This window comes from Niastella caeni (assembly GCF_004834005.1).
In the GTDB taxonomy this organism is placed as follows: domain Bacteria; phylum Bacteroidota; class Bacteroidia; order Chitinophagales; family Chitinophagaceae; genus Niastella; species Niastella caeni.
This window is the reverse complement of the sequence record NZ_STFF01000004.1, coordinates 611,674-636,847: the sequence shown is the minus strand read 5'-3', so window position 1 is coordinate 636,847 and position 25,174 is coordinate 611,674. Positions and strand designations below refer to the sequence as shown.

General features: G+C 44.3%; 16 protein-coding genes. 8 read left to right on the top strand and 8 right to left on the bottom strand.

Translation table 11 applies throughout. From position 1 onward, the window contains the following. The first annotated feature begins 51 nt into the window (after window positions 1-51). Window positions 52-1,650 carry a bacillithiol biosynthesis cysteine-adding enzyme BshC gene (gene bshC / locus FAM09_RS17375; protein ID WP_136578394.1) on the top strand — a complete coding sequence of 533 codons (1,599 nt, stop codon included), beginning with the start codon at window positions 52-54 and terminating at the stop codon, window positions 1,648-1,650. 152 nt (window positions 1,651-1,802) lie between these two features. Here bshC and FAM09_RS17370 read toward each other — a convergent pair whose 3' ends face one another. The 7 genes from FAM09_RS17370 to FAM09_RS17340 all read right to left on the bottom strand — a co-directional run bounded on the left by FAM09_RS17370 (window position 1,803) and on the right by FAM09_RS17340 (window position 10,846). Further along, complete coding sequence (locus tag FAM09_RS17370; protein WP_136578393.1) at window positions 1,803-2,669, bottom strand: DUF6929 family protein; 867 nt, start codon at window positions 2,667-2,669, stop codon at window positions 1,803-1,805. 35 nt (window positions 2,670-2,704) lie between these two features. Continuing rightward, on the bottom strand, window positions 2,705-3,250 hold the full coding sequence (purE, locus tag FAM09_RS17365; RefSeq protein ID WP_243751694.1) for a 5-(carboxyamino)imidazole ribonucleotide mutase: 546 nt from the start codon (window positions 3,248-3,250) through the stop codon (window positions 2,705-2,707). Further along, window positions 3,247-3,648, bottom strand: a complete 402-nt coding sequence (locus tag FAM09_RS17360; protein ID WP_136578392.1) for a four helix bundle protein — start codon at window positions 3,646-3,648, stop codon at window positions 3,247-3,249. The genes purE and FAM09_RS17360 overlap by 4 nt, the downstream gene beginning before the upstream one ends. A gap of 105 nt (window positions 3,649-3,753) precedes the next feature. Continuing rightward, the gene (locus FAM09_RS17355) at window positions 3,754-5,082 is read right to left on the bottom strand and encodes a TolC family protein (RefSeq protein ID WP_136578391.1); all 1,329 of its coding nucleotides are present in this window, start codon (window positions 5,080-5,082) and stop codon (window positions 3,754-3,756) included. A 142-nt stretch (window positions 5,083-5,224) separates the two neighbouring features. Continuing rightward, window positions 5,225-8,317, bottom strand: a complete 3,093-nt coding sequence (locus FAM09_RS17350; RefSeq protein WP_136578390.1) for an efflux RND transporter permease subunit — start codon at window positions 8,315-8,317, stop codon at window positions 5,225-5,227. A 119-nt stretch (window positions 8,318-8,436) separates the two neighbouring features. After that, window positions 8,437-9,492 (bottom strand): efflux RND transporter periplasmic adaptor subunit, encoded by a 1,056-nt coding sequence (locus FAM09_RS17345; RefSeq protein ID WP_136578389.1) that lies wholly within the window; start codon window positions 9,490-9,492, stop codon window positions 8,437-8,439. 232 nt (window positions 9,493-9,724) lie between these two features. Further along, window positions 9,725-10,846 (bottom strand): 5-(carboxyamino)imidazole ribonucleotide synthase, encoded by a 1,122-nt coding sequence (locus FAM09_RS17340; protein ID WP_136578388.1) that lies wholly within the window; start codon window positions 10,844-10,846, stop codon window positions 9,725-9,727. Window positions 10,847-11,055: 209 nt separating this feature from the next. Between FAM09_RS17340 and FAM09_RS17335 the strand changes: the two genes are divergently transcribed. From FAM09_RS17335 to FAM09_RS17305, 7 genes are all read left to right on the top strand, one after another. Continuing rightward, window positions 11,056-11,643 (top strand): RNA polymerase sigma factor, encoded by a 588-nt coding sequence (locus tag FAM09_RS17335; RefSeq protein WP_166437190.1) that lies wholly within the window; start codon window positions 11,056-11,058, stop codon window positions 11,641-11,643. 126 nt (window positions 11,644-11,769) lie between these two features. Further along, window positions 11,770-13,071 carry a FecR family protein gene (locus FAM09_RS17330; protein WP_136578386.1) on the top strand — a complete coding sequence of 434 codons (1,302 nt, stop codon included), beginning with the start codon at window positions 11,770-11,772 and terminating at the stop codon, window positions 13,069-13,071. A 301-nt stretch (window positions 13,072-13,372) separates the two neighbouring features. Continuing rightward, a complete protein-coding gene (locus tag FAM09_RS17325) occupies window positions 13,373-16,702 on the top strand; it encodes a TonB-dependent receptor (protein ID WP_208025591.1) in 3,330 nt (1,109 codons plus the stop codon). A 38-nt stretch (window positions 16,703-16,740) separates the two neighbouring features. Further along, window positions 16,741-18,504 carry a RagB/SusD family nutrient uptake outer membrane protein gene (locus FAM09_RS17320; RefSeq protein WP_136578385.1) on the top strand — a complete coding sequence of 588 codons (1,764 nt, stop codon included), beginning with the start codon at window positions 16,741-16,743 and terminating at the stop codon, window positions 18,502-18,504. 119 nt (window positions 18,505-18,623) lie between these two features. Continuing rightward, entirely contained in the window at window positions 18,624-19,592 is a 969-nt protein-coding gene (locus tag FAM09_RS17315) for a BT_3987 domain-containing protein (RefSeq protein WP_136578384.1), read from the top strand. A gap of 57 nt (window positions 19,593-19,649) precedes the next feature. After that, window positions 19,650-22,841, top strand: a complete 3,192-nt coding sequence (locus FAM09_RS17310; protein WP_136578383.1) for a glycoside hydrolase family 2 TIM barrel-domain containing protein — start codon at window positions 19,650-19,652, stop codon at window positions 22,839-22,841. A 145-nt stretch (window positions 22,842-22,986) separates the two neighbouring features. Continuing rightward, on the top strand, window positions 22,987-24,411 hold the full coding sequence (locus tag FAM09_RS17305; RefSeq protein ID WP_136578382.1) for an alpha-L-fucosidase: 1,425 nt from the start codon (window positions 22,987-22,989) through the stop codon (window positions 24,409-24,411). A gap of 141 nt (window positions 24,412-24,552) precedes the next feature. Here the strand turns inward: FAM09_RS17305 and FAM09_RS17300 are convergent, their stop codons facing one another. Next, complete coding sequence (locus tag FAM09_RS17300; protein ID WP_136578381.1) at window positions 24,553-24,891, bottom strand: GIY-YIG nuclease family protein; 339 nt, start codon at window positions 24,889-24,891, stop codon at window positions 24,553-24,555. Window positions 24,892-25,174 lie beyond the last annotated feature (283 nt).

The following is a 25,174-nucleotide window of genomic DNA, read 5'->3' as shown; positions in this document are numbered from 1 at the left end:
TTATGGCAATCGTGCGGTTGATAGTACTTTTATGTTCGCATTCTATTATTTATGGATTGTAATTCTACTAATTTATCATTTGAGCAGACCGGTTATTTTTCAAAGATCATTGTAGATTATCTTAACCAGTCACCGTTTTTACAGCCTTTTTATAAGCACCCGGTTTCGTTGCAGGGGATTGCAGCCGCTATACAGGCCCGGCAATTGGCACAACCCAACCGTAACTTATTGGTAGAAGAACTGCAAAAACAATATGCTGCGATCGATACGACTGCCGCAGTAAAGCAAAATATTCAACAACTCTTACAGCCCAATACTTTTACTGTTACCACGGCACACCAACCCGCCATCTTTACCGGTAACCTGTATTTTATTTATAAAATAGTACATGTTATAAAACTGGCCGAACGGTTTAAACAGGAATTTCCGGGCAGCCATTTTGTACCGGTATTCTGGATGGGCAGCGAAGACGCCGACCTGGATGAACTCGGTCATGTTTACCTCAGCGGCGAAAAGTTAGTTTGGGAAACAAAGCAAACAGGCGCTGTTGGACGTATGCAAACCAAAGGGCTCGATAAAATGATCCATCGTATAGAAGGAGAATTATCGGTGCAGCCTAATGGTAAGGAGCTTATTCAATTGCTGCGCACCTGTTACCTGGAAAGCCCCGATATACAGACCGCCACTTTTAAACTGATCAACGCATTGTTTGCAGAATATGGTTTGATAGTGGTACTGCCCGATAATGCGAACCTGAAAAAAGCAATGGAGCCGGTTTTCCGAGAAGACCTGTTGCAGCAAACAGCAGCCGGTATAGTAGGGAAGACCATTGAGAAATTATCGGAACAGTATAAAGCCCAGGCGCACCCACGCGATATCAATTTGTTTTACCTGAAGGATAACATCAGGGAATTAATTGAAGTAAGAGGTACGAAGTATGAAGTAAGAAATACAGAAATAAGCTTTACTAAAGAAGAAATTCTTACTGAACTTTCGGTTCATCCCGAACGGTTTAGTCCGAATGTGATCTTACGCGGATTGTACCAGGAAACGGTTCTTCCTAATATTGCATTTGTAGGCGGAGGTGGTGAAACAGCATACTGGCTGGAACTTAAAGGCCTTTTTGAACACTATCATGTTCCATTCCCGGTATTGTTACTGCGCAATTCATTCCTGGTTGTTGAAAAAAAATGGCAGGAGAAGATCAATAGGCTTGACCTGGAACCGAAGGATTTCTTTCAACCCGAACAGCAATTGCTTACAATATTGGTAAGCAGGCACAAGAACGGGGAACTGAAATTAAAGAATGAACTGGAAGCAGCCGTGCACGTGTATGAATTATTAAAGACTAAAACTGCCAACATAGATAAAAGCTTACTACAACATGTAGAAGCATTACAGGCTAAAACACTGAAGCCGATACAGGAGTTGGAAAAGAAATTACTGCGTGCCGAAAAAAGAAAATACGAAGCTGAACAACGGCAGATCCAAGCCATCCGTACAGCGTTGTTCCCCCGCAATGGGTTACAGGAACGAATCGACAACTTCATGCCCTGGTATGCGTTGTGGGGAAGGGAGTTTATTCAGAAAGTATATGAACACTCACTTACCCTGGAACAGCAATTTGTTATAATTGAAGAAAAGCATTGATAAGGTTCTGCGAGTAGTAAGTGGCTAGTAGCTAGTGGGGTTTATTTTCGCAACTTGCTAGCTGCATCCTGTTTTTCCTACTCGCCACTCGCTATTTCCTACTCGCTACGCAAATGATTTTTGTAGCACATATGCAAGTACCTTACAGCTTACTACTCTTTTACACGAACAGTAAACACCCCATTTTTCCCGGCTTTGTTATCAGCTAACAGGAATAATTTCAGGCGGCGGCTTTTTTCAGAGCGAATACAAACCGAATGCATATTGAAACCGGTAAAGCCTTCATTTGTTTCGTTCAGATGAAACAGGGAATTCACCTTCATTTTTTTACGAACCACTTTGCGGGACGCGTTCTCAATAACGGCCAGGTAGCTATCTCCTGTGGTTTTATGATCTTTATCGGTGCTTTCAGACAACAGGGAAACAATCAGCCAGTCGTTTTTATACGAATAGGTGAGTCCCGACAGCCCTACCACCTGGTTAGACGTTTGTGGTAAATCAAAACTTACTGTGGTTATTTCTGCAGTACCCTGATGTTTCCAGAAATCGGCATCGGTAACAATGATATGATTTTCGGGAGCGGATTTATGATCGCGGTTACATAATATCAGTTTACCCAGTACAATAGCGGCTGATTCAATATTAATGATGCCTACGGTTTCTTTCAACCGGTTATAAAATTCGGTGATGTCGTATTCTTCTTTCGTGTAATCGTCCAGGTTCACCAGGATGGCTTTGTGGTGATTGTCTTTCACATCGAAACCCAATACCAGCAAGCGGGGAATGCTATTCACCTCAACAATGGTTGTTGCTTCGAAATCGGACTTGCTGCCGGGAAGTATTTTCGGATCATCATACCTCAATAATTGATGCGTAGCCAATGTTTGCCATTTCTTATTGAGGGCAACCATGTCGCTGGCATCATCATCAACCAGGTACATGGTATCATTAAAAAATTCGAGGTTTGAGCCAATGGGCAAATCCGGAATTTCTCTGTAGTCGAGCAATTTGAGTTTCATACCGCGCGCAAATTACAAGGATGAACTATAATTCCCTAATCAAATTTATTATCCCACCCTTGTTTTTTGAGATTTTCAATCTTTACCAATACCTCTTCCTCCAATTTCTGCTTAAAAACTGCTACCTGATTACCAATCTGTTCATCAAATGATCCGATTATGGAGGCTGCCAGGATGCCGGCATTCTTTGCTGCATTCAGGGCTACTGTAGCAACAGGTATGCCATTGGGCATTTGAAGAATTGATAATACAGAATCCCAGCCATCTATTGAGTTAGACGATTTTATAGGCACGCCGATCACCGGTAAGGGGGTTAATGACGCTACCATGCCGGGTAAATGGGCTGCGCCGCCCGCACCGGCAATGATCACTTTCAGTCCTCTTTCCCTGGCTTTTGTAGCATATTGCACCATCCGCATGGGGGTGCGATGGGCCGAAACCACTGTTAATTCAAAAGAAATACCCAGATCCTTCAGCACATCTGCCGCTGCTTTCATTACAGGCAGATCGCTGTCGCTACCCATGATAATACCAACTAAAACAGTTTCTGGTTTTTGGTTTATAGTTTCTTGTTCGCTCACTTTTGTCTGTCTTTAAATTTTAAGCCTTTAATTTCACTGGAGTTCAAATAGATAATAAATGCTGCTATTTTTTTGGAAAGAATACCTGTTTCGTTATAAAGATCAGAAAATTCGGTTTCACATATATATTTATCATCCCAACACCGGTAGATCTGGGATTTTAGCTCCCCACATTCTCCTTTTGAAATACTCAGGGAATTTAAGAATTCAAGCCGGCTGCTGCGTTCAAACCCTTCCGCTATATTGTCCATTACAGATCCTGCAGCCGATTTCATTTGCTCAGCGAACCTGAACTCTTTTTTATGTCTTAAGCTTTCTGCTATTAATGAAACCTTCCCATATAACTTCCGGGCTAACTGCCATATTTCAAGTTCTTCAAACCGGTTTATGGTAGCCATGTTAATTGATTTAGGTAAATATATTTACAAGCCTAAACCATTTGGAATCCCGAAAATAGGCAGGAGGCTACAATAAACCAAAAACCAGAAACAATAAACCAGAAACTACCGCAGCAATTCGCCCTTTAATCTAAGCAATTCCGTTTCTGCCAGCTTGGTATTATACCGGGCGGCAATCAGGCGATTATAGGCATCCTGCAGGCTTTTTTGGGCTTCCCGCAACTCCAGGTAGGTTGATACCCCCTGCTTGAACCTTTCTAGCGCAATGGCCACATTTTCTTTGGCCAGCATAATATTATCATCTTCGAGGTGGAGCAGTTGCTTTTGTAGTTCGTAATCTTTAAAGGCATTGCTTACGCCTACGTCGATCAATGATCGTTGCTTATCGTAATCTATCTGCTGGTACCGTACATCCAGTTGCGCCTGTTTAATGAGCCGGCGGGTATTAAAACCATTCAGGATGGGAACATTCAAACCAAACCCGTAGTTGAATCCCTTATTCTGGTTAAAGAAAGGTTGGTTGAGGTTGACCACTACACTGTTATTAGTAGAAGTGAAATTATAAGCTGAAGTAAAAGAAAGCGTTGGCCATAACCCGGCCCGTTGTTCTTTCACGGTGAGGTTCGCAATATCAATATTTTGTTTGGCCACCAATAACAATGGATTTGTCTGTTCCAGTTTTTGGGCAAACTCCCCATACTGTAAACTCATATTGATGGGTATGCTGTCAGTAACCTCATATACAGAACCTGGTTTGAACCCTATTAACTGGTTCAACTGATCGCGCAACTGGGCAATTAATATCTGCTGTTGCAATTGGGCTGCCTTTTGGGCGTTATAGTCAACTTTAGCCTGTAACAATTCCGGTTTGCTGCCTAAACCAACCGACAACTTTTTGTCGGCCAGTTTTACCCGTTCTTCATTGATCGACATTTGTTCTTCTACGGCTTTCAACTGTTGTTTCTGGCGAACAATATTGAAATAGTTATTGATCACCGCTGCAATGCTGTTCACAACCTGTGCTTTTACGCTCAATGTTCCCAGTCGCTCCAGCTCAATGAGCTTTTCGCGGGTGGCAAACATGCGCATACCATCGAATAACGTCCAGCTCAGGCTGACCCCGTAATTTATATTGGTAGTACGTATGCCGTTTCGTTGAACAATACTGTCTTTACCTGAGCCACGGGCTACAAACTTCACTTCCTGGTCATTGGTATTCCATACAGAGGTGGCTGTTCCGTTCACCTGCGGTAAAAAAGCACCGAATGAATAATAACGGTCCAGCGCGTAGGAAGTGGAATCGTTTCTGCTTAACAATATGTCATAATTATTTTTCAATGCAGCAGCAATAGCATCCTGCAGGGTAAGTTGCTGTTGCGCATTTGCCAGTACGGAACTAATCAAACTAATGAAAAGTATAGAAACATATTTCATAATCGATGTCTCAAATTCTTTTATTATTTAATGGTTTGATGGCTCGAGGGCTTGATGATTGCGTTTCAAATTCGGTCAGCCATTTGGGGAACAGCCAGAACATTCAGCCGGCCAACCATCAAACAATCTATCAATCAAACCATCAGGCTCTATACCCTTCCTTATCATCCATCAACTCCAGTTCGCTTTTCTTCTTTCTACGTGACAGGAATGAGTAAATAGCTGGTATCACATATAAGGTTAAGATCAGGGAGAACATAATGCCACCCACAATTACTATACCCAGTGGTATACGGCTGGTAGCCGCAGCACCCAGCGAAAGGGCAATGGGCAATGCACCCAACGACATGGCCAGACTGGTCATCAATATCGGGCGTAAACGGGCACTCGCCGCTTCTACCACCGCTTCTTTTTTAGGCATGCCAGCCAATTGTTTCTGATTGGCAAACTCCACGATCAGGATACCGTTTTTGGTAACCAGCCCTACCAGCATAATCATGCCAATTTGCGAAAAGATATTGAGGGTTTGATCGAACAACCACAATGACAGAAGGGCGCCGGCAAAGGCCAACGGTACGGTGATCATGATCACAATGGGATCTATAAAACTTTCAAACTGGGCAGCCAGTACCAGGAAGATCAGCGCCAGGGCCAGTAATAATGCAAAGAGGGTATTACCTGAACTTTCTGCAAAGTCGCGGCTGGCGCCCGACAGGGAGGTAGCAAATGTGTCGTCAAGCAAACCTGCGGCAATATTCTGCATAGCCTCAATACCTTCTCCCAATGTACGGCCTGGGGCCAGGCCGGCTGCAACAGTGGCCGATTTATACCGGTTAAAATGGTACAGGGTGGGCGGCGTGGTTTGTTCACGCATGGTAACGAGGTTATCGAGCGAAATGATCTCGTTCCGGTTATTGCGAACATAAATATTCTTGAGGTCGGTGGGGTCGTCGCGGTCGTTACGGGCCACCTGGCCTATCACCGAATACTGTTTACCGGTGCGGTAAAAATACCCGAGCTGCAGGTTACTCAACGCCAGTTGCAGGGTTTGCGACACATCAGATACGCTTACCCCCAGTTGACTGGCTTTTATGCGGTCAATTTCAATGTTTACTTCTGGTTTATTGAACTTCAGGTCCACATCCACGCCCTGGAATATCGGGTTCTTGTTGGCCGCTTCCAGGAACTTGGGCAGCACCTCTGCGATCTTGTTAAAATCATTATTCTGAATAACGAATTGCACCGGCAGTCCACCCCGGCGGTTTACCGAAATGGTCTGTTCCTGAATGGCAAAAGCCTTACCATCAGAGAACTTGCCCAGGTTGCGGTTCACCATGTCAACGATCTGTTGCTGGGAACGGGTGCGCTCCTGGGGTTCGGTCAATGTTAACCGAACGAAACCGGTATTGGTTGCGCCGGAACCGCTGAAACCGGGTGCGGTAACCGTAAGCACAGTTTTATATTCCGGTACGGAATCGAGCATCAACTGGGCTAACCGGTCAACGTATTGATCCATATAATCGAACGAAGTGCCTTCCGGGGCAGTCACCTGTAACCGGAACTGACTGCGGTCTTCCATGGGCGCCAGTTCTGATTTTATATTGCCGAAGATGGTAATGATCAGGGCAACACAAGCAAGAACTATAACCCAGGCTATCCAGCGAACCCGCATAAATCTTTTCAGCGAATTGTAATAGCCGTTCTCCATCCAGCGGAAGAAAGGTTCTGTTTTATGATAGAACCAGCCATGCTTATGCACGTTGCGGGTAAGCTTCACGTTCAGCACCGGTGTAAGCGTTAATGACACCAGTGCCGAGATCAACACCGCACCGGCTACCACAATACCAAACTCGCGGAACAGCCGGCCTACAAAGCCTTGTAAGAATATGATGGGCAAAAAGATAATGGCCAGCGTAATAGAGGTGGCTATTACTGCAAAGTAAATTTCTTTTGAACCTTCGCGCGCCGCCTGGTATTTGTTCATGCCTTCTTCCATCTTTTTAAAGATGTTTTCGGTAACCACAATACCATCATCCACCACCAGGCCTGTGGCCAATACAATACCCAGCAGCGACAACACATTAATGGTAAAACCGCTGAGGTACATAATAAAGAAGGCCCCGATCAAAGAAACAGGGATATCTATGAGGGGGCGCAAGGCAATGAGCCAGCTTCGGAAAAACAAATAGATGATCAACACCACCAGTACCAACGCAATGATCAGGGTTTCCTCTACTTCAGAAATTGACTTCTTAATGAATTTGGTTTGATCGAGCGCAATACCCAGCTTGATATCGTTTGGGACTTCTTTTTTTAATTGTTCAAAACGACGGTAAAATTCGTTGGAAATAGCTACGTAATTAGAACCTGGTTGCGGCACCAGGGCCAGTGCGATCATGGGAATGCGGCTTTCCTTCAAAATGGTTTCTTCATTCTCGGGCCCCAGCACCGCTTCGGCCACATCCTTTAAACGGATATCGCTTCCGTTTACGTTCTTTATGATTACATTATTGAAATCTTCTTCAGTGGTTAAACGGCCGAATGTGCGAACGGTTAATTCGGTTTTATTACCCGTAATTTTTCCCGACGGCAACTCCACATTCTCCCTGTTAAGCGCAGTTTGCACATCACCTGGCGTTAGTCCATACGCACTTAATTTAGCGGGGTTGAACCAGATGCGCATGGCATACCGCTTTTCACCCCATATTTGAATGGCGCTTACACCGGGAATGGTTTGCAACCGTTCCATCAACACGTTGGTGCCATATTCGGTGATCTGTAGCTGGTTACGCGTATTGCTTTGCACCGTCATGGAAATGATGGCATCTGAACTGGCATCTGCCTTCGATACAACGGGTGGGGCAGGTAAGTCATCTGGTAAAGACCGTTGCGCCTGCGATACTTTATCACGCACATCATTGGCGGCAGCTTCCAGCTCAATGCTTAAATCAAATTCTACGTTAATGCTGCTTACACCCTGGCTGCTGGTAGAAGTGATATTACGCACACCGGCAATACCGTTGATGGCTTTTTCGAGTGGTTCGGTAATTTGCGATTCTACGATCTCTGCATTGGCGCCGGGATAACTTGTACGCACACTTACGTTGGGTGGGTCAATAGCAGGATAATCACGAACGCCCAGGAAGGTAAACCCGATCACGCCGAACAACACGATCATGATGTTCAGTACCGTTGCCAACACTGGTCGCCGTAAACTCAGTTCCGATATATTCATCTGAAAATTTCTATTTTATTTTGGCTCCCGATAGCTCTCGGGAGAATTCGCCATAAAAATTCATCGCCAAACAGAATGATAGCTCTAAAATTTTACAGAGTTCATTTCATGAAAATCGGCTATTGTACTTTCGTTAATTTAATTTTACTTTCAGGGCGTATGGTCAATAAAGCAGTGGTAATAACTGTATCTCCTTCGTTCACGCCATCCAGCACCTGCACATACGATGAATCGCGAATGCCAGTGGTAACCACTGCAAAGTCGGGTTTGCCTCCTTTATAAACGATCACCCGTTTATTACGTGCTTGCGGAATTACGGCCTGTGAAGGAACGATGAGCGAATGATCGTTCTTTCCCAATTGTAAATTCACTTTGGCAAAAGCGCCCGGTACCAGCAGATTATGTTTACCCTGCACAACCGCCCGCACTTTTAAGGTACGCGTATTGGCCTCAATGTTCGATTCGGTGGCCAATATCGAAGCTGTGAATTTATTATCACTGCCGGCAACCGTAAAGTTTACCGGTCTGCCTCTGCGCATGTCTTCGCTGTATTTTTCCGGTACGGAAAATTCCAGTTTCAACTGGTTTACCTGGCTAATAGTAGTTATCAGGGAAGTAGGGGTGATGTATGCGCCATTACTGATGCTCTTCAATCCGATGCGACCGGCAAACGGCGCCCTGATCTCTGTTTTGCCGATGTCAACTTTCAACAATTCTATATCGGCCTTCAGGTTGCTTACCTGTAACTGGCTCAGGTCAACTTCCTGTTTGCTGACGCCTTCGATCTTCAACAATGCCTCCTGGCGTTCGGCAGTTTTCTGAGCAATCTCCAACTGCACCTGTAACTTTTTTAGCTGCGCCTGCAGATCGCTATCGAACAACTTGATAAGCAACGTTCCTTTTTGTACAAAACTTCCTTCCGGAATATTTAATGCAATAACACGGCCCGAGATCTCGGGACGGATCTCAGTTTCTTCAAAAGGCAACAGGGTTCCGGGAATTTCGAGGTTTTCGCTGAGCGATTTCGTTTTAACGATAAACGCTTCTGCCTGTACGGGACGGTCGGCCCCACCACCGGTACGGGCTGCAGGAGCATTATCCTTTTTTTCGCTTTTGCAGGAAATAAAAATGATGGACAGAATAAATCCAAATACAATCCGGCTTTTACAGTTCATCTGAGTGTCTTAAAGTTTAAATCGTGAAACGGCAAACGGCAAACGTGAAAGGCAGCCCTTAATTGAAGGTTTCCCAAAAACCGGTACACCCGAATTTCGGAAACTATTTCACGTTTTACAGCTTGCCCCAACGAGTCGGGGGTTTCTGTTTCACGCTACTTGCGCCCTCAAAATTAATGTTTTAACTAAGGTTGAATATTAAAAAGAGATGAACGGCAGTCAGAACAGGGTGTTAACTCACTACTTTTAATATGTTTTTAATCCTGTTCGCTTTATACGTCAAATCCTGTTTGTCTTTACTGACGATAGTTATATGTCCCATCTTGCGGCCAGGCTTGGTTTGTTTTTTTCCATAGAGGTGAACAAACACGTTGTCCATTTGTAACACTTCGTTTAGTCCTTCGTATTTAGCGTCTCCCTCAAACCCATCAGCGCCAACCAGGTTAACGATAGCAGCGGGTAAAATGTGATCGGTATTTCCTAAGGGATAGTTCAACATAACGCGCCACAACATATCAAATTGCGAACTGTAATTGGCTTCAATCGTATGATGCCCACTGTTATGAACACGCGGTGCGGTTTCATTTACCACCACGTTTCCTTCTTTATCAATAAACAGCTCAACTGCAAAAATGCCCGGGCTTTTTAATCCTTTAACAACAGCCAGCGATATGGCTTCTACTTTCCATAATACTTTTTCTGTGAGCTCTGCCGGACTGATCTGGTAATCGAGCAGGTTCAGGCGGGCATTCACGATCATATCTACCGGGGGATATAAGGCCGTTTCACCTTTTTCATTAATAGCGATGATCTGGGATATTTCGCGGTGAATGGTAACCATCTTTTCCAGCACTGCCGGTGCATCAAAACCCTTATCGAGGTCGCCAGGGGTTTGCAGCACCTGCACGCCCCGGCCATCATAACCACCAATGCCCACTTTATGTACGGCAGGCAGGAATGCAGCATTGGCCTTTAGTTCTGCCAGGTTTTGGGTAACAACAAATGAGGAGGTAGGAATTTGTTGTTCTTTATAGAATTCTTTTTGGAGTATTTTATTTTTTATGGTGCGAAGGGCCGAAGGGCGGGGGTATACCTTTACGCCTTCCTGTTCCAGCTTTTCCAGGGCATCATCGTTCACCGATTCAATTTCAATGGTAATGGCATCCAGTCCTTTCCCAAAATTGTACACATCATCAAAATTGCGGATATCACCTTTCACAAAATGGTGGCATAAATGGGCTGCGGGGCATTGTTCGTCGTTTTCAAGCACAAAAGTTTCAACGGGATAGTTGGCTGCGGCCTGTAATAACATTCTACCTAATTGTCCGCCGCCAAGGATACCAATTTTTTGCATGTTTGCAGGTTAGTTTAGCCGCAAAGATAGGGAAGTAGAGGTGTCCTTCTACTCCGGCTCAGGACCCAACGGCCACTTAACAGTCCCGGGCGAAGTGGAATTAAAGCAAAAGATCCTGAGTGAAGTCGATTTGCTAAAACCATACATTTACAACATTTCTTTTAATTTTAATAACTTCACAATCTCCACTAATTAAATTGCCTGTTTTATTGTCATATGAGGAAGGGCTTCTGCTAAAAGAAGTGGCTAAAGGGAATGAAAAAGCATTTAGGACCTTGTATGATGCCTATTTCAATCATTTGTCGGCCTATATATTCAAATTATGTAAATCTAAAGCTGCAACCGAAGAAGTTGTACAGGAAATATTTGTAAAGCTTTGGATAAACCGAGCCCTGTTGACGGATGTAGCTATTCTGGATGCCTACATTTTTACCATGGCCCGCAACAAAACGATCGATCACCTGCGCCGGCTGGCAAAAGAAACCCATTTAATTAGTGTATTATCGGCACAGTTACCCGAACATAATAACAACATAGAGGATAAATTAAATGCGTCGGCGCTGCAGCTTTTAATTGAAGAGGCGCTGGAGCAGCTATCGGAACAGAAAAAAAGGATCTTTCATTTAAGCAGGAATGAAGGACTTAGTCATGATGAAATAGCCGAGATCATGCAATTGTCCAAGAGTACCGTCAAAAATCATCTTTCCGAAACATTAAAGCATGTGAAGGAGCACATCAGCCAGCAGCCTAATCCGGAAGCGTTATTACTGCTCTTGGCATGCATCTCGCTCCATTAAAATACTTCAACTAAAAAAAAATGTAAAAAAAACCTGTCAATGGCAGTACGATATCGTTTTTGCATCGTCATCTTTTAATCAGGGGAGATCAAAACTACCCTTTTAACGATACAATCAACTGCCATTATGAGCACAAGCCCGGAACAATTGCATTATTTATTGATGCAATACGCCAACAATAATTGCACCCGCAGGGAATTGCTTGAACTATTGCAGGCAATAGAAGAAGCCGGGCATGATGACACCTTACACAACTCGCTGCAAAACATTTGGCAAAATATAACCGATTCGGATACATTACCCACCTTTGATAAAGAAGCCCTATTTAGCAATATTATTGCAGCAGCGCCTGTTCATCAAGAACCTGTAAAACGATATACCTGGTTTAAAATAGCCGCCGCTGCGGTTCTCGTGCTGGCGTTGGGGAGCGTGGCTTTTATGTATTTAAATAAAAAAGAAACGCCAGCGCAAAAAAATATAGTTCTTCTTACGCCACTTAAAAATGACAAGGCCGCCCAAATGGGCAAAGCCATACTCACCTTAGCCAACGGATCGGAGATTGTACTGGATGATGTCCCCAATGGTGAGTTGGCCAGGCAGGGAAGTGCCACCATCATTAAATATAGTAACAGGCAACTGGTTTATAAAATCGATCCTTCCGATAAAGAAGTCGAAACTTTACATTATAACAACCTTACCACACCACCGGGCTCACAATACGAAGTGATATTGCCTGATGAGAGTCACGTTTGGGTCAATGCTGCCACGGCCATTCGTTTTCCGGCAGCATTTAGCAGTAGTGAACGAGCCGTTGACATGACCGGTGAAGCCTATTTTGAAGTGGCGCCCCTGACTCAGCCAACTGGCGAAGGATCAGGAAAGGTCCCTTTTATTGTTGACATTCTTACTTCCACTGGAAGGGGTGCCGGAGGCCGGGTAGAAGTATTGGGCACGCACTTCAATATCAACGCATTTAATGAGAATATAAAAACAACCCTGCTCGAAGGCAAAGTAAAGATTTCGGCAGTCGGCCATTTCAACGAACAATCAGCAATCCAAAATGGGAAGAACAACAAACCAAAAACTATAAACTATAAACTTCTTTCTCCCGGCCAACAGGCTCAATTACAAAAGAATGGCAACATACAGGTAACAAACGATATTAATGTAAACGAAGTAATTGCCTGGAAGAAGGGTGAACTGATCTTCAATAACCTCACCATGGCCGAAGCGGCGCCAATCATAGAGCGATGGTTTAATGTACGTGTTGTTATTAAAACCCCGCCAGTAGCAACATGCAGGGTTAGCGTATCCTTTTTAAAAGGAGAAACCATACAACAGGTGATGGAAGTGATCGGCGCGTATTATGACATTAAATGGCAAATGAAAGATGGTACAATAACGCTGAGCGGGAAGGGATGTGAATAAATGATCTCGTTTCAAACAATAATTTCAATACAACCAAAACGATGCTTATGCCCAACAGTAAAACTGCGCCTACCTGAATAGTCAAATAGTACAATTAAAAAAGGCCGCTGTGAAGGCAATCACAACGGCCCAAAGATTATTGCAGCATACCGGCAAGTAAGCTGCAATGGTTGAATTTTAAACAATTGAAAGCAAATCATAACAGATCTTCCTCACAGCTTAAAACCAAACTAAAATTATGCTTTTTTTAAATACCGGCCCTGGTATCAGGGCGCTTCCGGTAAGCACAATCATTTGGCTTATGAGATGTAGCACTCTTACCTTATTGATCATATTAACAGGTTCCGGCATATTAATGGCGAAAAGGTCACCGGGCCAGGACGTATCAACCGTAATGATCAGTCTCGAAGTAAAAGGCAAAAGCCTGCAGTACGCTTTAAAAGAAATTGAGCGTACAACCAGCTTCCGGTTTGTTTACAAAGCAGATCTGATAACGCCGTATCATAAAGTGAATTTATTGAAGGGAACGCGTAGCGTGGCGCAAACCCTCGATCTGTTACTAAGTGCTACCGCATTAACCTACGACCCGAAAGGAAGCTATATTTTAATTAAAGCCAAACCTGCCAAAGCAACAACTGCGAATGAAATAAACGCAGAACTAAATATCACCGGTACGGTAAAAGATCAGTTAGGAAAAGAAGTGTCGGGCGTAAACGTAAAAAACCTTTCTACCGGTAAAGGCGCCATTACAGATGAAAAGGGCTATTACAGCATACAGGCTAATACCGGCCAGATCATTGAGTTTTCACATATAGGGTTTACCACACAACAGTTTACCATCTCAGATCGTATTGTGATAAATGTTACGCTGGAGGGTACATCAGGCAGTTTAAACGATGTGGTAGTAATAGGTTTCGGGCAACAGAAAAAAATTACTACTATCGGTGCTCAAACTACTATTAAGGTCGAAGAATTAAAACAGCCGGTTGCTAATATTTCAAACATTATCACCGGCCGTATTGCCGGCATTATTGGAGTGCAGCGCAGCGGTGAACCGGGATACGACAATGCCGATATATGGATACGGGGTATTTCTACCTTTGCCAACAACAGCAGCAGTCCGCTCGTTTTGGTAGACGGGGTAGAAAGATCGTTTAATAATATTGATCCTGAGGACATAGCCAGCTTCAGTATCTTAAAGGATGCTTCTGCAACGGCGGTTTATGGCGTTCGGGGCGCCAATGGCGTTATTCTCATTACACTTAAAAAAGGAAAAGCCGGTAAACCCACCATAAACTTCCAGTTTAACCAGGGCATTACCCAGTTTACAAAAGTGCCCAAATTTGCAGACGGGGTTACCTATATGAAGATGGCCAATGAGGCGTATAAAAGCAGTTATCCTTTAGCCGTAAACCCATTGTATTCCAATGAAGCCATTCAAAAAACAGCCGATGGCAGCGATCCTGATCTATATCCCAACGTTGACTGGTTTAAAGAAATGTTCAACAAGACCGGAAAGAACCGCAGGATCAATTTGAATGTAAATGGCGGGTCGGAAAATGCATTATACTATTTGTCACTGAGCTATTTTGATGAAACAGGACTGTACAAAGTAGATGAACTATCGAAATACAATTATGAAGTAAGGTACAAAAGGTTCAATTTCACGTCCAACCTTAACTTAAAAATTACCAAAACAACGAAGCTCGATTTCGGCGCTTCAGGCTTCATCGCCAATGGTAATTATCCGGGCAACAGCGCGTCCAGTATCTGGGAGCTCACCACCCTGGTGCCGCCGATCGTGCATCCGCCAAAATACTCCAATGGCCTATTTGCGCAACAACGAAGCGGCGATCTCTGGAATCCTTATACGCAGTTAACGCAAAGCGGCTATGTAACTGAATTTAAAAGCCAGTTGTGGTCGAATGTACGGGCTACGCAGGACCTGGGGTTTTTAGTAAAAGGGCTTTCCGTTACCAGTATGTTTTCATTTGATAATCAAAACGCGCATGATATAAGCAGAACAAAAACAGTTGACGGATATATAGCAACAGGAAGGGATTCTGCCGGCAATCTTGCGTTAGAACAAACAAGGGTAGGCCAGTCGTACCTGGGTTATAACAGATCAAACGGTGGCGACAGGAGATTCTATACCGAATCGGCAATTAATTACGCCAATGCTTTTGGCAAACATGATGTAACAGGCATGGTATTATATAATCAAAGCGATTATGTAAATGCGTTTGCCGGTGATTTCATGTCTTCTATTCCTTTTCGCTACCGGGGGCTCGCAGGCAGAGCAACCTATGGATATGATAAACGATACCTGGCCGAAGTAAACTTTGGCTATAACGGATCGGAAACATTTGCACCAGCCAAACGATATGGATTTTTCCCTTCCTTTGGTGTAGGCTGGGTAGCTAGCAACGAACGCTTTTTTGAACCGCTTTCAAACATCATTCAATTATTCAAAGTTCGATTTTCTTCAGGGGTGGTAGGCAACTCCAATATTACCGGCCGCCGGTTTGCATATATTTCTACTGTAGATGGTGGCAACGGCAGTTATACATACGGTACAGCCATGAATAACAACATCAGCGGACTCGACATTGGCGATTATGGCGTGGATGTTACCTGGGAGAAAAGCCATAAAAGTAACCTGGGCGTAGATATAAAAATGCTGAACAATGCCCTTTCCATTACCGCCGACCTGTTCAGGGAAGTAAGGACCGGCATTTTCAGGCAGCGGGGCGATATTACCCAATACCTCGGTTTGCGCAACATGCCCTGGGGCAACCTCGGCGAAATTCACAACAAAGGAGTGGACGCCACCCTGGAATACAATAAAAAAATAGGTCAATTTGATGTAGGCCTTCGCAGCAATTTTACCTGGAACAGGGCTACCGTGATCAATGATGCCATGGCGCCCTGGCCTTATCCCTGGCAACAGGTAATAGGCCGTAAACTGGGACAACGGTTTGGCCTCACCGCTCTTGGATTGTTCACCGATGATAAGGAAATTGCCAACAGCCCTTATCAAACAGGCACAAATAAACCCGGCGATATAAAATACAAAGACCTGAACGCCGACGGCATCATCAATGACAAGGATAAAGGCCCGATAGGGTATGGCTCCATACCTGAAATGGTATATGGTTTTGGCCCCACCGTTAGCTATAAAGGTTTTTCTTTAGGCGCCTTTTTTAAAGGCATTAGTAAAGTGGATATATACGCGAATGGCTCTGGATTGCAACCTTTCAGTCACGGTAGTACCAGGGGCAACCTGTTCACAGAGATCACGAACCGGTGGACACCTGAAAATCCCGATCCCCATGCTTTTTATCCGCGGCTTACTTACGGTACGGATAATATGAATTATGAAGCCAGCTCCTGGTGGGTGAAAAACGGCGCCTTTATCCGCTTGCAGAATGTAGAATTTAGTTACACATTGGCCAAACGGAACTGGTTTAACAAAGTAGGCCTCTCCAATTTCAGGATTTATTTCATTGGCTACAACCTGGCTACTTTCAGCAAATTTAAAATGTGGGATGTTGAATTAGGTGATGGCAAAGGGGCTAATTACCCGCTCATCAAAACTTATAACATTGGTATAGACTGCCGGTTTAAATAATAACACGATCATACTTTAATATACAAAACAAAAAGATTATGATTCGCAAACGAATTGCTTTCTGGCTCTGTTTGTTCACCATGTGTATCAATACATGGTCGTGCAAAAAATTCCTTGACCAGGTGCCCGACGACAGGATCACTATTGAAGAAGTGTTCCAGAAAAAACAAGCTTCCGAACAGTACCTCGCAAACGTATATAGTTACATCATGGATAGCGAAGGAAACCAGTGGGATGCCAATCCGTGGACAACTACCTGCGACGAAATACAGGATTCATGGACTTCTCATGCCTGTACTAAGATCAACCTCGGGGTTATCAGCTCCGGCAATGTGCCTTTTGCAAAATGGGCGCATTATTACAAAGGAATACGGTCGGCCTCTTATTTTATAAATCATATCGATGGTAATAAAGAGATCCTGGCCTTAAACGGACAACAACTTATAGATCAGTATAAGGCTGAAGCCCGTTGCCTGCGCGCGTGGTTTTATTTTTGCCTGATGCGTCAATATGGGCCTGTTGTTTTACTCGGCGAGAATGAAATAGATGTGAACGCAAAAGACATTCAACTCCCCCGAAGTTCCTTCGACGAATGCGTAGCCTTTGTATCATCCGAACTGGATGCTGCCGCTGTCATACTGCCCAATGTGCCGTCGAGGAACGGACAGCAAAGCGATTTGGAATATGGCAGAATGACAAAGGGAATTGCGCTGGCTATAAAATCACGGTTACTGCTGTATGCCGCCAGTCCGTTGTACAACGGCAATACTGACTATGCCGGTTATACCAACACAGATGGTAAAGTGCTGATCAGTCAAACATATTCCCAGGCCAAATGGGAAGCTGCCGCCAAAGCGGCATTAGCGGTTATTCAAATGGGTTTATACAACTTATATAAAGCGCCAGGTGGTGATCCGGTTACCTCTTATCGCAATATATTGTTAGAACCATGGAATGTGGAAACCATTTTTGCCCGGCCGGCCAACAACCTGTGGGACTGGGAAAATCATTGTAACCTTCGTTCTGCAGGCGGATGGAACGGCATGTCGCCTACCCAGGAAATGGTAGATGCCTATTTTATGGCAGATGGAAAATCGATCAGGGAATCATCTACGTACAATGAAAATGGTTTTACCAACGGCGTTTATAACATGTACCTGAACAGGGAACCCAGGTTTTATGCCTCTGTTACCTACAACCGCAGTGAATGGCAGGGCGGGGCTCTTACAACACCCACCACTGTTGATCTAAGTTATTCGGGCCGCGACGGTAAAAAAGATGGCAAAGAAGACTACTCACATACCGGTTATCTCTCCAGAAAAAACCTGCACCCTGGTTCTAACCGTTTAACCAACAGTTTCGTAAGCAGGCCGTATGTGATGATCAGGCTGGGAGAAATTTATTTAAACTATGCAGAAGCGTTGAATGAGTACGATCCCGGCAATGCAGACATCGCAAAATACCTGAACCTGATACGGGAAAGAGCCGGCATTCCCCAATACGGTTCACCAGGTTTACCGGTACCCGCAGGCAAAGAAGCTATGCGTGAAAAAATAAAGGCCGAACGAAGAATTGAACTGGCTTTTGAAACACACCGGTGGTTCGATATTCGTCGTTGGAAGATACTGGAACAAACGGTGAACGGCGCCCTGCATGGAATGAATGTAGATGGCGATAGCGATGATTTTTATAAAAGGACCACCATCACCAATAGGGTATATCGCAAAGCATATTACTGGTTTCCTGTAGAACAAACCGAGTTAGACCGAGCCAGATTAGTAGTACAAGCCCCGGGTTGGTAGGCTCATGAGCGGGCTTGCCCTGAGCGGAGTCGAGTCCTAATGGAGTCGAGTCCTGAGCGGAGTCGAAGGATCGAAACGCTAACTCAATAACAATAATTCATTACATAACGCGCATTATAATGAAAGCGAAACAAATTATTACCGCATTTTTAGCTGTAGTGCTTTATGTAAGCTGCAGCGATAAAGTAACGTTGCCGTCGCAACCTTTGTCGGATTATGAAAAAATATACATGCCGCAGGCTGTAAACAATCCTGTAAAAAGGATATTAATAGTTTCCGATACTGCTCAAACGATCATTTATGGTGCTAATTATGGCGGGCAGGATTATCCTGCACAGGATATTCCCGTTGATTTTATTATTAACCCCGCGTTGATAGACAGTTTCAACCAGAAAAACAATACTAAATATAAAGCCCTGCCTTCCGGTAGCTTTTCATTTACACAAACTTCGGCGGTTATTCAAAAAGGAAAACTGACTACCGAACCGCTCGAGTTAAAAATTAAAACCGGCGGCGCAGGCGCTATTGATGTGCTCACCGATTATTTAGTGCCCATTACCATGACGGCGCCTAAAAGCAATATAAAGGTGAATGAAGATTTGCGCACTACGTACTATCTTATCAAATCGCAGCCCAACCTGGCTGATTATCCCGATTATAGCAGAACAGGCTGGACGATTGCCGGATTCTCATCGGAAGAACCGGCCGAAGCGCAGTGGGGTAATGGGGGACAGGCCATTCATGCCCTTGACGATAATACCTCCACCTTCTGGCATTCTCAATGGCAAAATGCAAGTCCGGGCCCGCCGCATTACATCATTGTAAATATGAATGAAACAAAAATCTTGCACGGCCTCTGGTTTATTGATCGCCAGAACGATCAGGAAGGCAAACCCAAAGAAGTGCAGGTGCAGGTAAGCATGGATGGTGTTAACTGGACGGATGCCGGTGCTTTTACCCTGGAAAATTCCAAAGCAACACAAAAACAATTTCTCAGCGGATTTAAATCAGCTAAATTTTTCAAAGTGATTTTCACTTCTGCCTATGACGCCGCTTATTGCCATCTGGCTGAACTGGGCGCCTTTTAGAAACGAAAACAATAACCATTTAAATTATCTATTACTCACTAATTTATCAACGCGTAAATGATCCGAATAAAAGTATTGCCTTTTTTGGTCTTTGTTGTTAGCACCGGCATTAATGCATATGGTCAACAAAACGACTGGGAGAATGAACAGGTATTTGGAATAAATAAAGAAGCTTCCCATGCAACGTATATTCCTTATGCAAACATACAGCAGGCGTTGCAGCATGTACCAACCGCTTCGCCCTGGTTTCTGTCGTTGGACGGTAACTGGAAATTCAACTGGGTAAAACAACCGTCTGAACGACCGGTTGACTTCTATACCGAAAATTTTAACGACAGTAAATGGAAAAGCATACCCGTTCCTTCCAACATGGAAATGCATGGCTATGGCACGCCCATTTATACCAATATTACTTATCCGTTTAAATATGATCCACCCCGGGTAATGGGTGCAGTTCCTGCCAACTGGACCTTACACAGAGAACCCAACCCGGTTGGCTCATATCGCCGGTATTTTGAGGTGCCGGCCAACTGGAATGGTAAAGAAATATTCATTCATTTTAAAGGGGTGCAGAGCGCGTTTTATATCTGGGTGAACGGGCAACGGGTAGGTTATAGCGAAAACAGCATGAGCCCGGCTGAATTTAATATTACCCGCTATATAAAACCCGGTAAAAATGTGCTGGCTGTTGAAGTGTATAAGTTCAGTGATGCCAGCTATCTCGAAGACCAGGATATGTTTCGCTTCAGCGGCATTCACCGGAGTGTTTTTTTATATGCTAATCCCAAATTGCAGCTCAGGGATTTTTTCCTGCAAACTCAATTGTCGCCGGATCTTAAAAGTGCTGTGCTCAACATAAAAGCGGCAGTAAAAAATAAAGCAACCGCTAAATCGGCTATCAGTAAAGTAGACGTATTCCTGTATAATGCGTTGGGTGAATTAGTGGGTAACAAGCCTGTTGCTTCGAAAATCTTCGCAGGTATTCGTACCGGTGAGGAAATTACGCTTACCATGCAGGCGCCAGTACCAAACCCTCAGTTATGGAGCGCCGAAATACCCACCCTGTATACGGCAGTACTGGTATTAAAAGACAATAAAGAGAATGTGTTGCAGGTGCTACACTCGAAAATTGGTTTCAGGAAGGTTGAAATAAAGAACAGGCAACTATACGTCAACGGCGAAGCGGTATTACTGAAAGGCGTTAACCGCCATGAAGTGCATCCGAAATATGGCAAAGCCATACCGGTTGAAACCATGGTGCGTGATATTCAACTGATGAAACAGTATAATATCAACACCGTACGAACCTGCCATTATCCAAACGATCCTGAATGGTACAGGCTCTGCGATGAATATGGACTGTATGTAATTGATGAGGCCAATCTGGAAACACATGGCGCAGGCGACCAGCTAAGTAAAGACCCCAAATGGAAAGCCGCTTATGTTGACAGGCAGGTGCGACTGGTGGAAAGAGATAAGAATCATCCTTCGGTAATTATCTGGTCAATGGGCAATGAATCGTGGGGTGGGGAAAATTTTGTAGCCGGCAAGGCAGCCATACTGGCTATAGATTCAAGCCGGCCCATTCATTATGAAGGATATAATGACATTGCCGATATAGAATCAACCATGTATCCTTCGGTGAGCACCTTAAAAGCGGAAGGAGAAAAATCATCTGCAAAGCCTTTTTTTATGTGCGAATATGCCCATGCTATGGGCAATGCCATTGGCAATTTAAAAGAATACTGGGAAGTGATTGAATCGCATCAACGCCTGATAGGCGGTTGTATCTGGGAGTGGGTAGACCAGGGCGTAAATAAACCGGTGCCGGGTTCTGCCACAGGTGAAACATTTTATGGGTATGGTGGTGAATTTGGCGATGTGCCCAATGATGGCACCTTCAGTATAAAAGGGCTGGTTACCTCTGACCGCACTATAAAACCGGAAATAGAAGAAGTGAAAAAAGTATACCAGTACATTAAAATAAAACCGGTGAATGTATTGACAGGGAGCATAGAGATCGTGAATAAATACAATTTCATCAACCTCGATCAGTTCAGTATTACCTGGTCTTTATCAGCAGATGGAAAGGTCATTCAGTCCGGGGTATTACCGCCTTTACACCTGGCGCCCACACAAACGGCACAGGTAACCATACCATTCAGTGAGCCTGTTATAACACCCGGCACTGAATACTGGTTACGGATCGATGCCCGGTTAAAACAGGATGTTGCCTGGGCGCCACAGGGGCATTCAGTCGCCTATGAACAAATAGCCCTGCCTTTTGCAGTACCGGCAAAACCAACTATTGAGATTACTGAGTTGGCAGATATTTCCGTTAACCAGGATAATAACGCAGTAACGGTAAATGGAAAAACATTTCAGGCAGCATTTGATAAAGCTGCCGGCACATTGTCATCGCTGGTATACAATAACAAAATTATTATTGAAGGAGCAGCGGGTGGTCCATTATTTAATCTTTACCGCGCTACCATGGATAATGATAGAACACAGGAACGCGGACCATACCTGGAATGGGAAAAAGCCGGTTACGATAGTTTGCAATATAAGCTCCGGTCTTTTACCATAAATGAGGTAACTAAAAAATGTATTACACTCACTACAGTTACAGAAGCCGCTACCACAAACGGTTTTACAATTACAACAACCATTCAATATGCAGTGTATGGTAATGGGTACATCAAGGTAAATGCTTCTTTTGAACCGAGCCATGGTACGCTTAATATTCCACGCCTCGGAGTTAAAATGTTATTACACGAAGGCCTTGAAAATGTACAATGGTATGGCAGAGGTCCGCATGAAAATTATGCCGATAGAAAAGAAGCTGCCGCTGTTGGGCAATACGGGCAAACAGTAGCTAAGATGCTGGAACCATACGAACGTCCGCAGGGCATGGCCAACCGGGAAGAGGTTCGATGGGTTACCCTGTGCGATGCAGATAATGAGGGCATCATGATCGTTGCACACGACCGGCTTAGCTTTACGGCCTTACATTTTACCGACCAGGACCTGCATAAAGCAGAACACCTGTACCAGTTAAAGCCACGTAAAGAAACCGTGTTAAGTCTCGATCAGGCACAGCAGGGCATTGGCAATGCCAGTTGCGGACCCGATCAGTTACTCCAGTATAAAATACCCTTTAAACCGGCAACCCTGTCATTCAGTATTCAACCGTACGATCCGCTGAAAGGCGAACCGGGTGAATATGCGAAATGGGAATTAAAATAGGATTGTGGTCCTGAGCGAAGCCGAAGGACCGAGCCACGATCCTGAGCAAAGCCGAAGGGTTGAAGGGCAAACCGTGGCACGGCTACATATTCATTTATAAAATTTTTTACAATTTAATCATCAATCAATGCAAATAAATACATCCATGTTTTTCATAATAATGATAGGAACATGTTTACCATTATCAATACAGGCACAGCAGGCTCCCAAACCCGTAGGTCCGGTACCTAACGCCCGTCAGATAGAATGGTACCACCGGGAGATCATTGCATTTTTTCATTTCGGCATGAATACATTTACCAACGATAATGAAGGAGACGGAAAAGCAAGCCCGCAATTATTCAACCCCACCGCATTGAATTGCAAACAATGGACAAACGTGCTGAAAAAAGCGGGTATTCCCTGCGCTATCCTGGTGGCAAAACATGCCGATGGTTTTTGCAACTGGCCTTCGGCCCACACCGATTATTCGGTTAAAAACAGTAAATGGAAAAATGGGCGGGGCGATGTAGTGAAAGAGTTTGCAGCAGCCTGTAAAGCCGACGGTATAAAAGCCGGTATTTACCTGGGGCCTCACGACCGGCACGATAGCCGGTATGGAACACCTGCTTACAGTGATTATTACGCCAGCCAGTTATCAGAATTATTAAGAAATTATGGTCCCATTTGGGAAATATGGTGGGATGGGGCAGGTGCAGATAAATTGACAACGGAATTCTATACACGCTGGGCAGATACCGTTCGCCGTTTGCAACCCCAATGCGTTGTTTTTGGCACCAAGAATTCGTATCGCTTTGCCGACTGCCGTTGGGTGGGCAATGAATCTGGCTTCTCGGGTGACCCGTGCTGGTCAACCATTAATCCGAACTCAATAAGAGACGAAGCCGATCACATAAAAGAACTAAACGAAGGAGAAATTGATGGAACTGCCTATGTTCCCGCCGAAGTAGATGTCTCTATTCGTCCCAGTTGGTTTTATCATCCCGAAGAAGACAACAAAGTAAAAAGTGTTGCCACGTTGTGGGACATTTACTTTAATTCGGTAGGTCGCAATAGTGTATTGTTGTTGAATTATCCACCCAATAAAGAGGGGTTAATTCCTGCAGTTGATACACAAAGAACAGATAGCCTGCGCTGGTTGATCAACAACACTTTTAAAACCAATCTGGCCAAAGGCGCTTCCATTCGATCGCTGCATGTACGGGGTGCAAAGTACAACCCCGCTAACCTGGTTGATAACAGTGAAAGCACCTGGTATGCCGGTTCAGATGCTTTTACAACCGATACCATCACCTTTCAACTGGCATCGGCCAAAACATTCGATGTGCTGAAATTACAGGAAGTGATCGAGCTCGGGCATCGTACTACCGGCTGGTCGGTCGACTATTCAATGGATGGCAAAAACTGGATCGCCATTCCGGAAGCAACCGGAAAACAAAGTATCGGATACAAATGGCTGGTCAGGTTCAGGCCAGTAACAGCCACTCACGTTCGGTTACGAATTACAGCAGGCAAAGCTTGCCCGGTGTTACATAGCTTCGGAATTTATAAGCAGCCGAAAGCGTCCTGAGCGATGTGGTATTGCAACAAAGATCCTGAGCGATGTGGTTGCAACAAAGATCCTGAGCGATGTGGTTGCAACAAAGATCCTGAGCGCAGTCGAAGGATCTGCTTAAAACCCTGAGCGTAGTCGAAGGGTTATATTGTTATGTTAATGCGAATCCTTGTACTTATGATGGGTGAAATTCTGACATTCAGCTAATAATTGCAACTTATGGAGGTTTCTATCTACCAGAGCTTTCTTTTTAGCCTTTGTCCAACCCTTCAATTGTTTTTCTCTTTGTATGGCATCCTGTAAAAAAGGGATCATTTCATAATACTGTAATTGCAAAGGTCTTTTGCGAAAAGTATAGCATGTTGCATACACGCCGGTTTGATGTTCTTTAAACCTTTTGACCAGGTCGTTGGTCAATCCAATATAGTACGAACCATCCTCACAAAGTATAATGTAAACATAATATGCGTTTTGAGGGCCATCGAGGTAAATCATATATGCCTTTATCTGTATAACAACACAATGGCACATTTCGACTACGCTCAATGTGCTAAAAATTACCTTCGACTGCGCTCAGGATCCAATTCAATGAGGCTCAGTTCCGATATTCAGCAATTTGTCTATCTTTGTATCTAAGTAAAGTACTGAACTCAGTCGGTACTGAGCGCAGTCGGTACTGAGCGCAGTCGGTACTGAGCGCAGTCGGTACTGAGCGCAGTCGGTACTGAGCGCAGTCGGTACTGAGCGCAGTCGGTACTGAGCGCAGTCGGTACTGAGC

Excerpts from the sequence above, each read along its gene's own strand:
- bshC (WP_136578394.1), top strand. The coding sequence starts at position 52 with ATGGATTGTAATTCTACTAATTTATCATTTGAGCAGACCGGTTATTTT.
- FAM09_RS17370 (WP_136578393.1), bottom strand. The coding sequence starts at position 2,669 with ATGAAACTCAAATTGCTCGACTACAGAGAAATTCCGGATTTGCCCATT.
- FAM09_RS17360 (WP_136578392.1), bottom strand. The coding sequence starts at position 3,648 with ATGGCTACCATAAACCGGTTTGAAGAACTTGAAATATGGCAGTTAGCC.
- FAM09_RS17355 (WP_136578391.1), bottom strand. The coding sequence starts at position 5,082 with ATGAAATATGTTTCTATACTTTTCATTAGTTTGATTAGTTCCGTACTG.
- FAM09_RS17350 (WP_136578390.1), bottom strand. The coding sequence starts at position 8,317 with ATGAATATATCGGAACTGAGTTTACGGCGACCAGTGTTGGCAACGGTA.
- FAM09_RS17345 (WP_136578389.1), bottom strand. The coding sequence starts at position 9,492 with ATGAACTGTAAAAGCCGGATTGTATTTGGATTTATTCTGTCCATCATT.
- FAM09_RS17340 (WP_136578388.1), bottom strand. The coding sequence starts at position 10,846 with ATGCAAAAAATTGGTATCCTTGGCGGCGGACAATTAGGTAGAATGTTA.
- FAM09_RS17330 (WP_136578386.1), top strand. The coding sequence starts at position 11,770 with ATGAGCACAAGCCCGGAACAATTGCATTATTTATTGATGCAATACGCC.
- FAM09_RS17325 (WP_208025591.1), top strand. The coding sequence starts at position 13,373 with ATGAGATGTAGCACTCTTACCTTATTGATCATATTAACAGGTTCCGGC.
- FAM09_RS17320 (WP_136578385.1), top strand. The coding sequence starts at position 16,741 with ATGATTCGCAAACGAATTGCTTTCTGGCTCTGTTTGTTCACCATGTGT.
- FAM09_RS17315 (WP_136578384.1), top strand. The coding sequence starts at position 18,624 with ATGAAAGCGAAACAAATTATTACCGCATTTTTAGCTGTAGTGCTTTAT.
- FAM09_RS17310 (WP_136578383.1), top strand. The coding sequence starts at position 19,650 with ATGATCCGAATAAAAGTATTGCCTTTTTTGGTCTTTGTTGTTAGCACC.
- FAM09_RS17305 (WP_136578382.1), top strand. The coding sequence starts at position 22,987 with ATGTTTTTCATAATAATGATAGGAACATGTTTACCATTATCAATACAG.
- FAM09_RS17300 (WP_136578381.1), bottom strand. The coding sequence starts at position 24,891 with ATGATTTACCTCGATGGCCCTCAAAACGCATATTATGTTTACATTATA.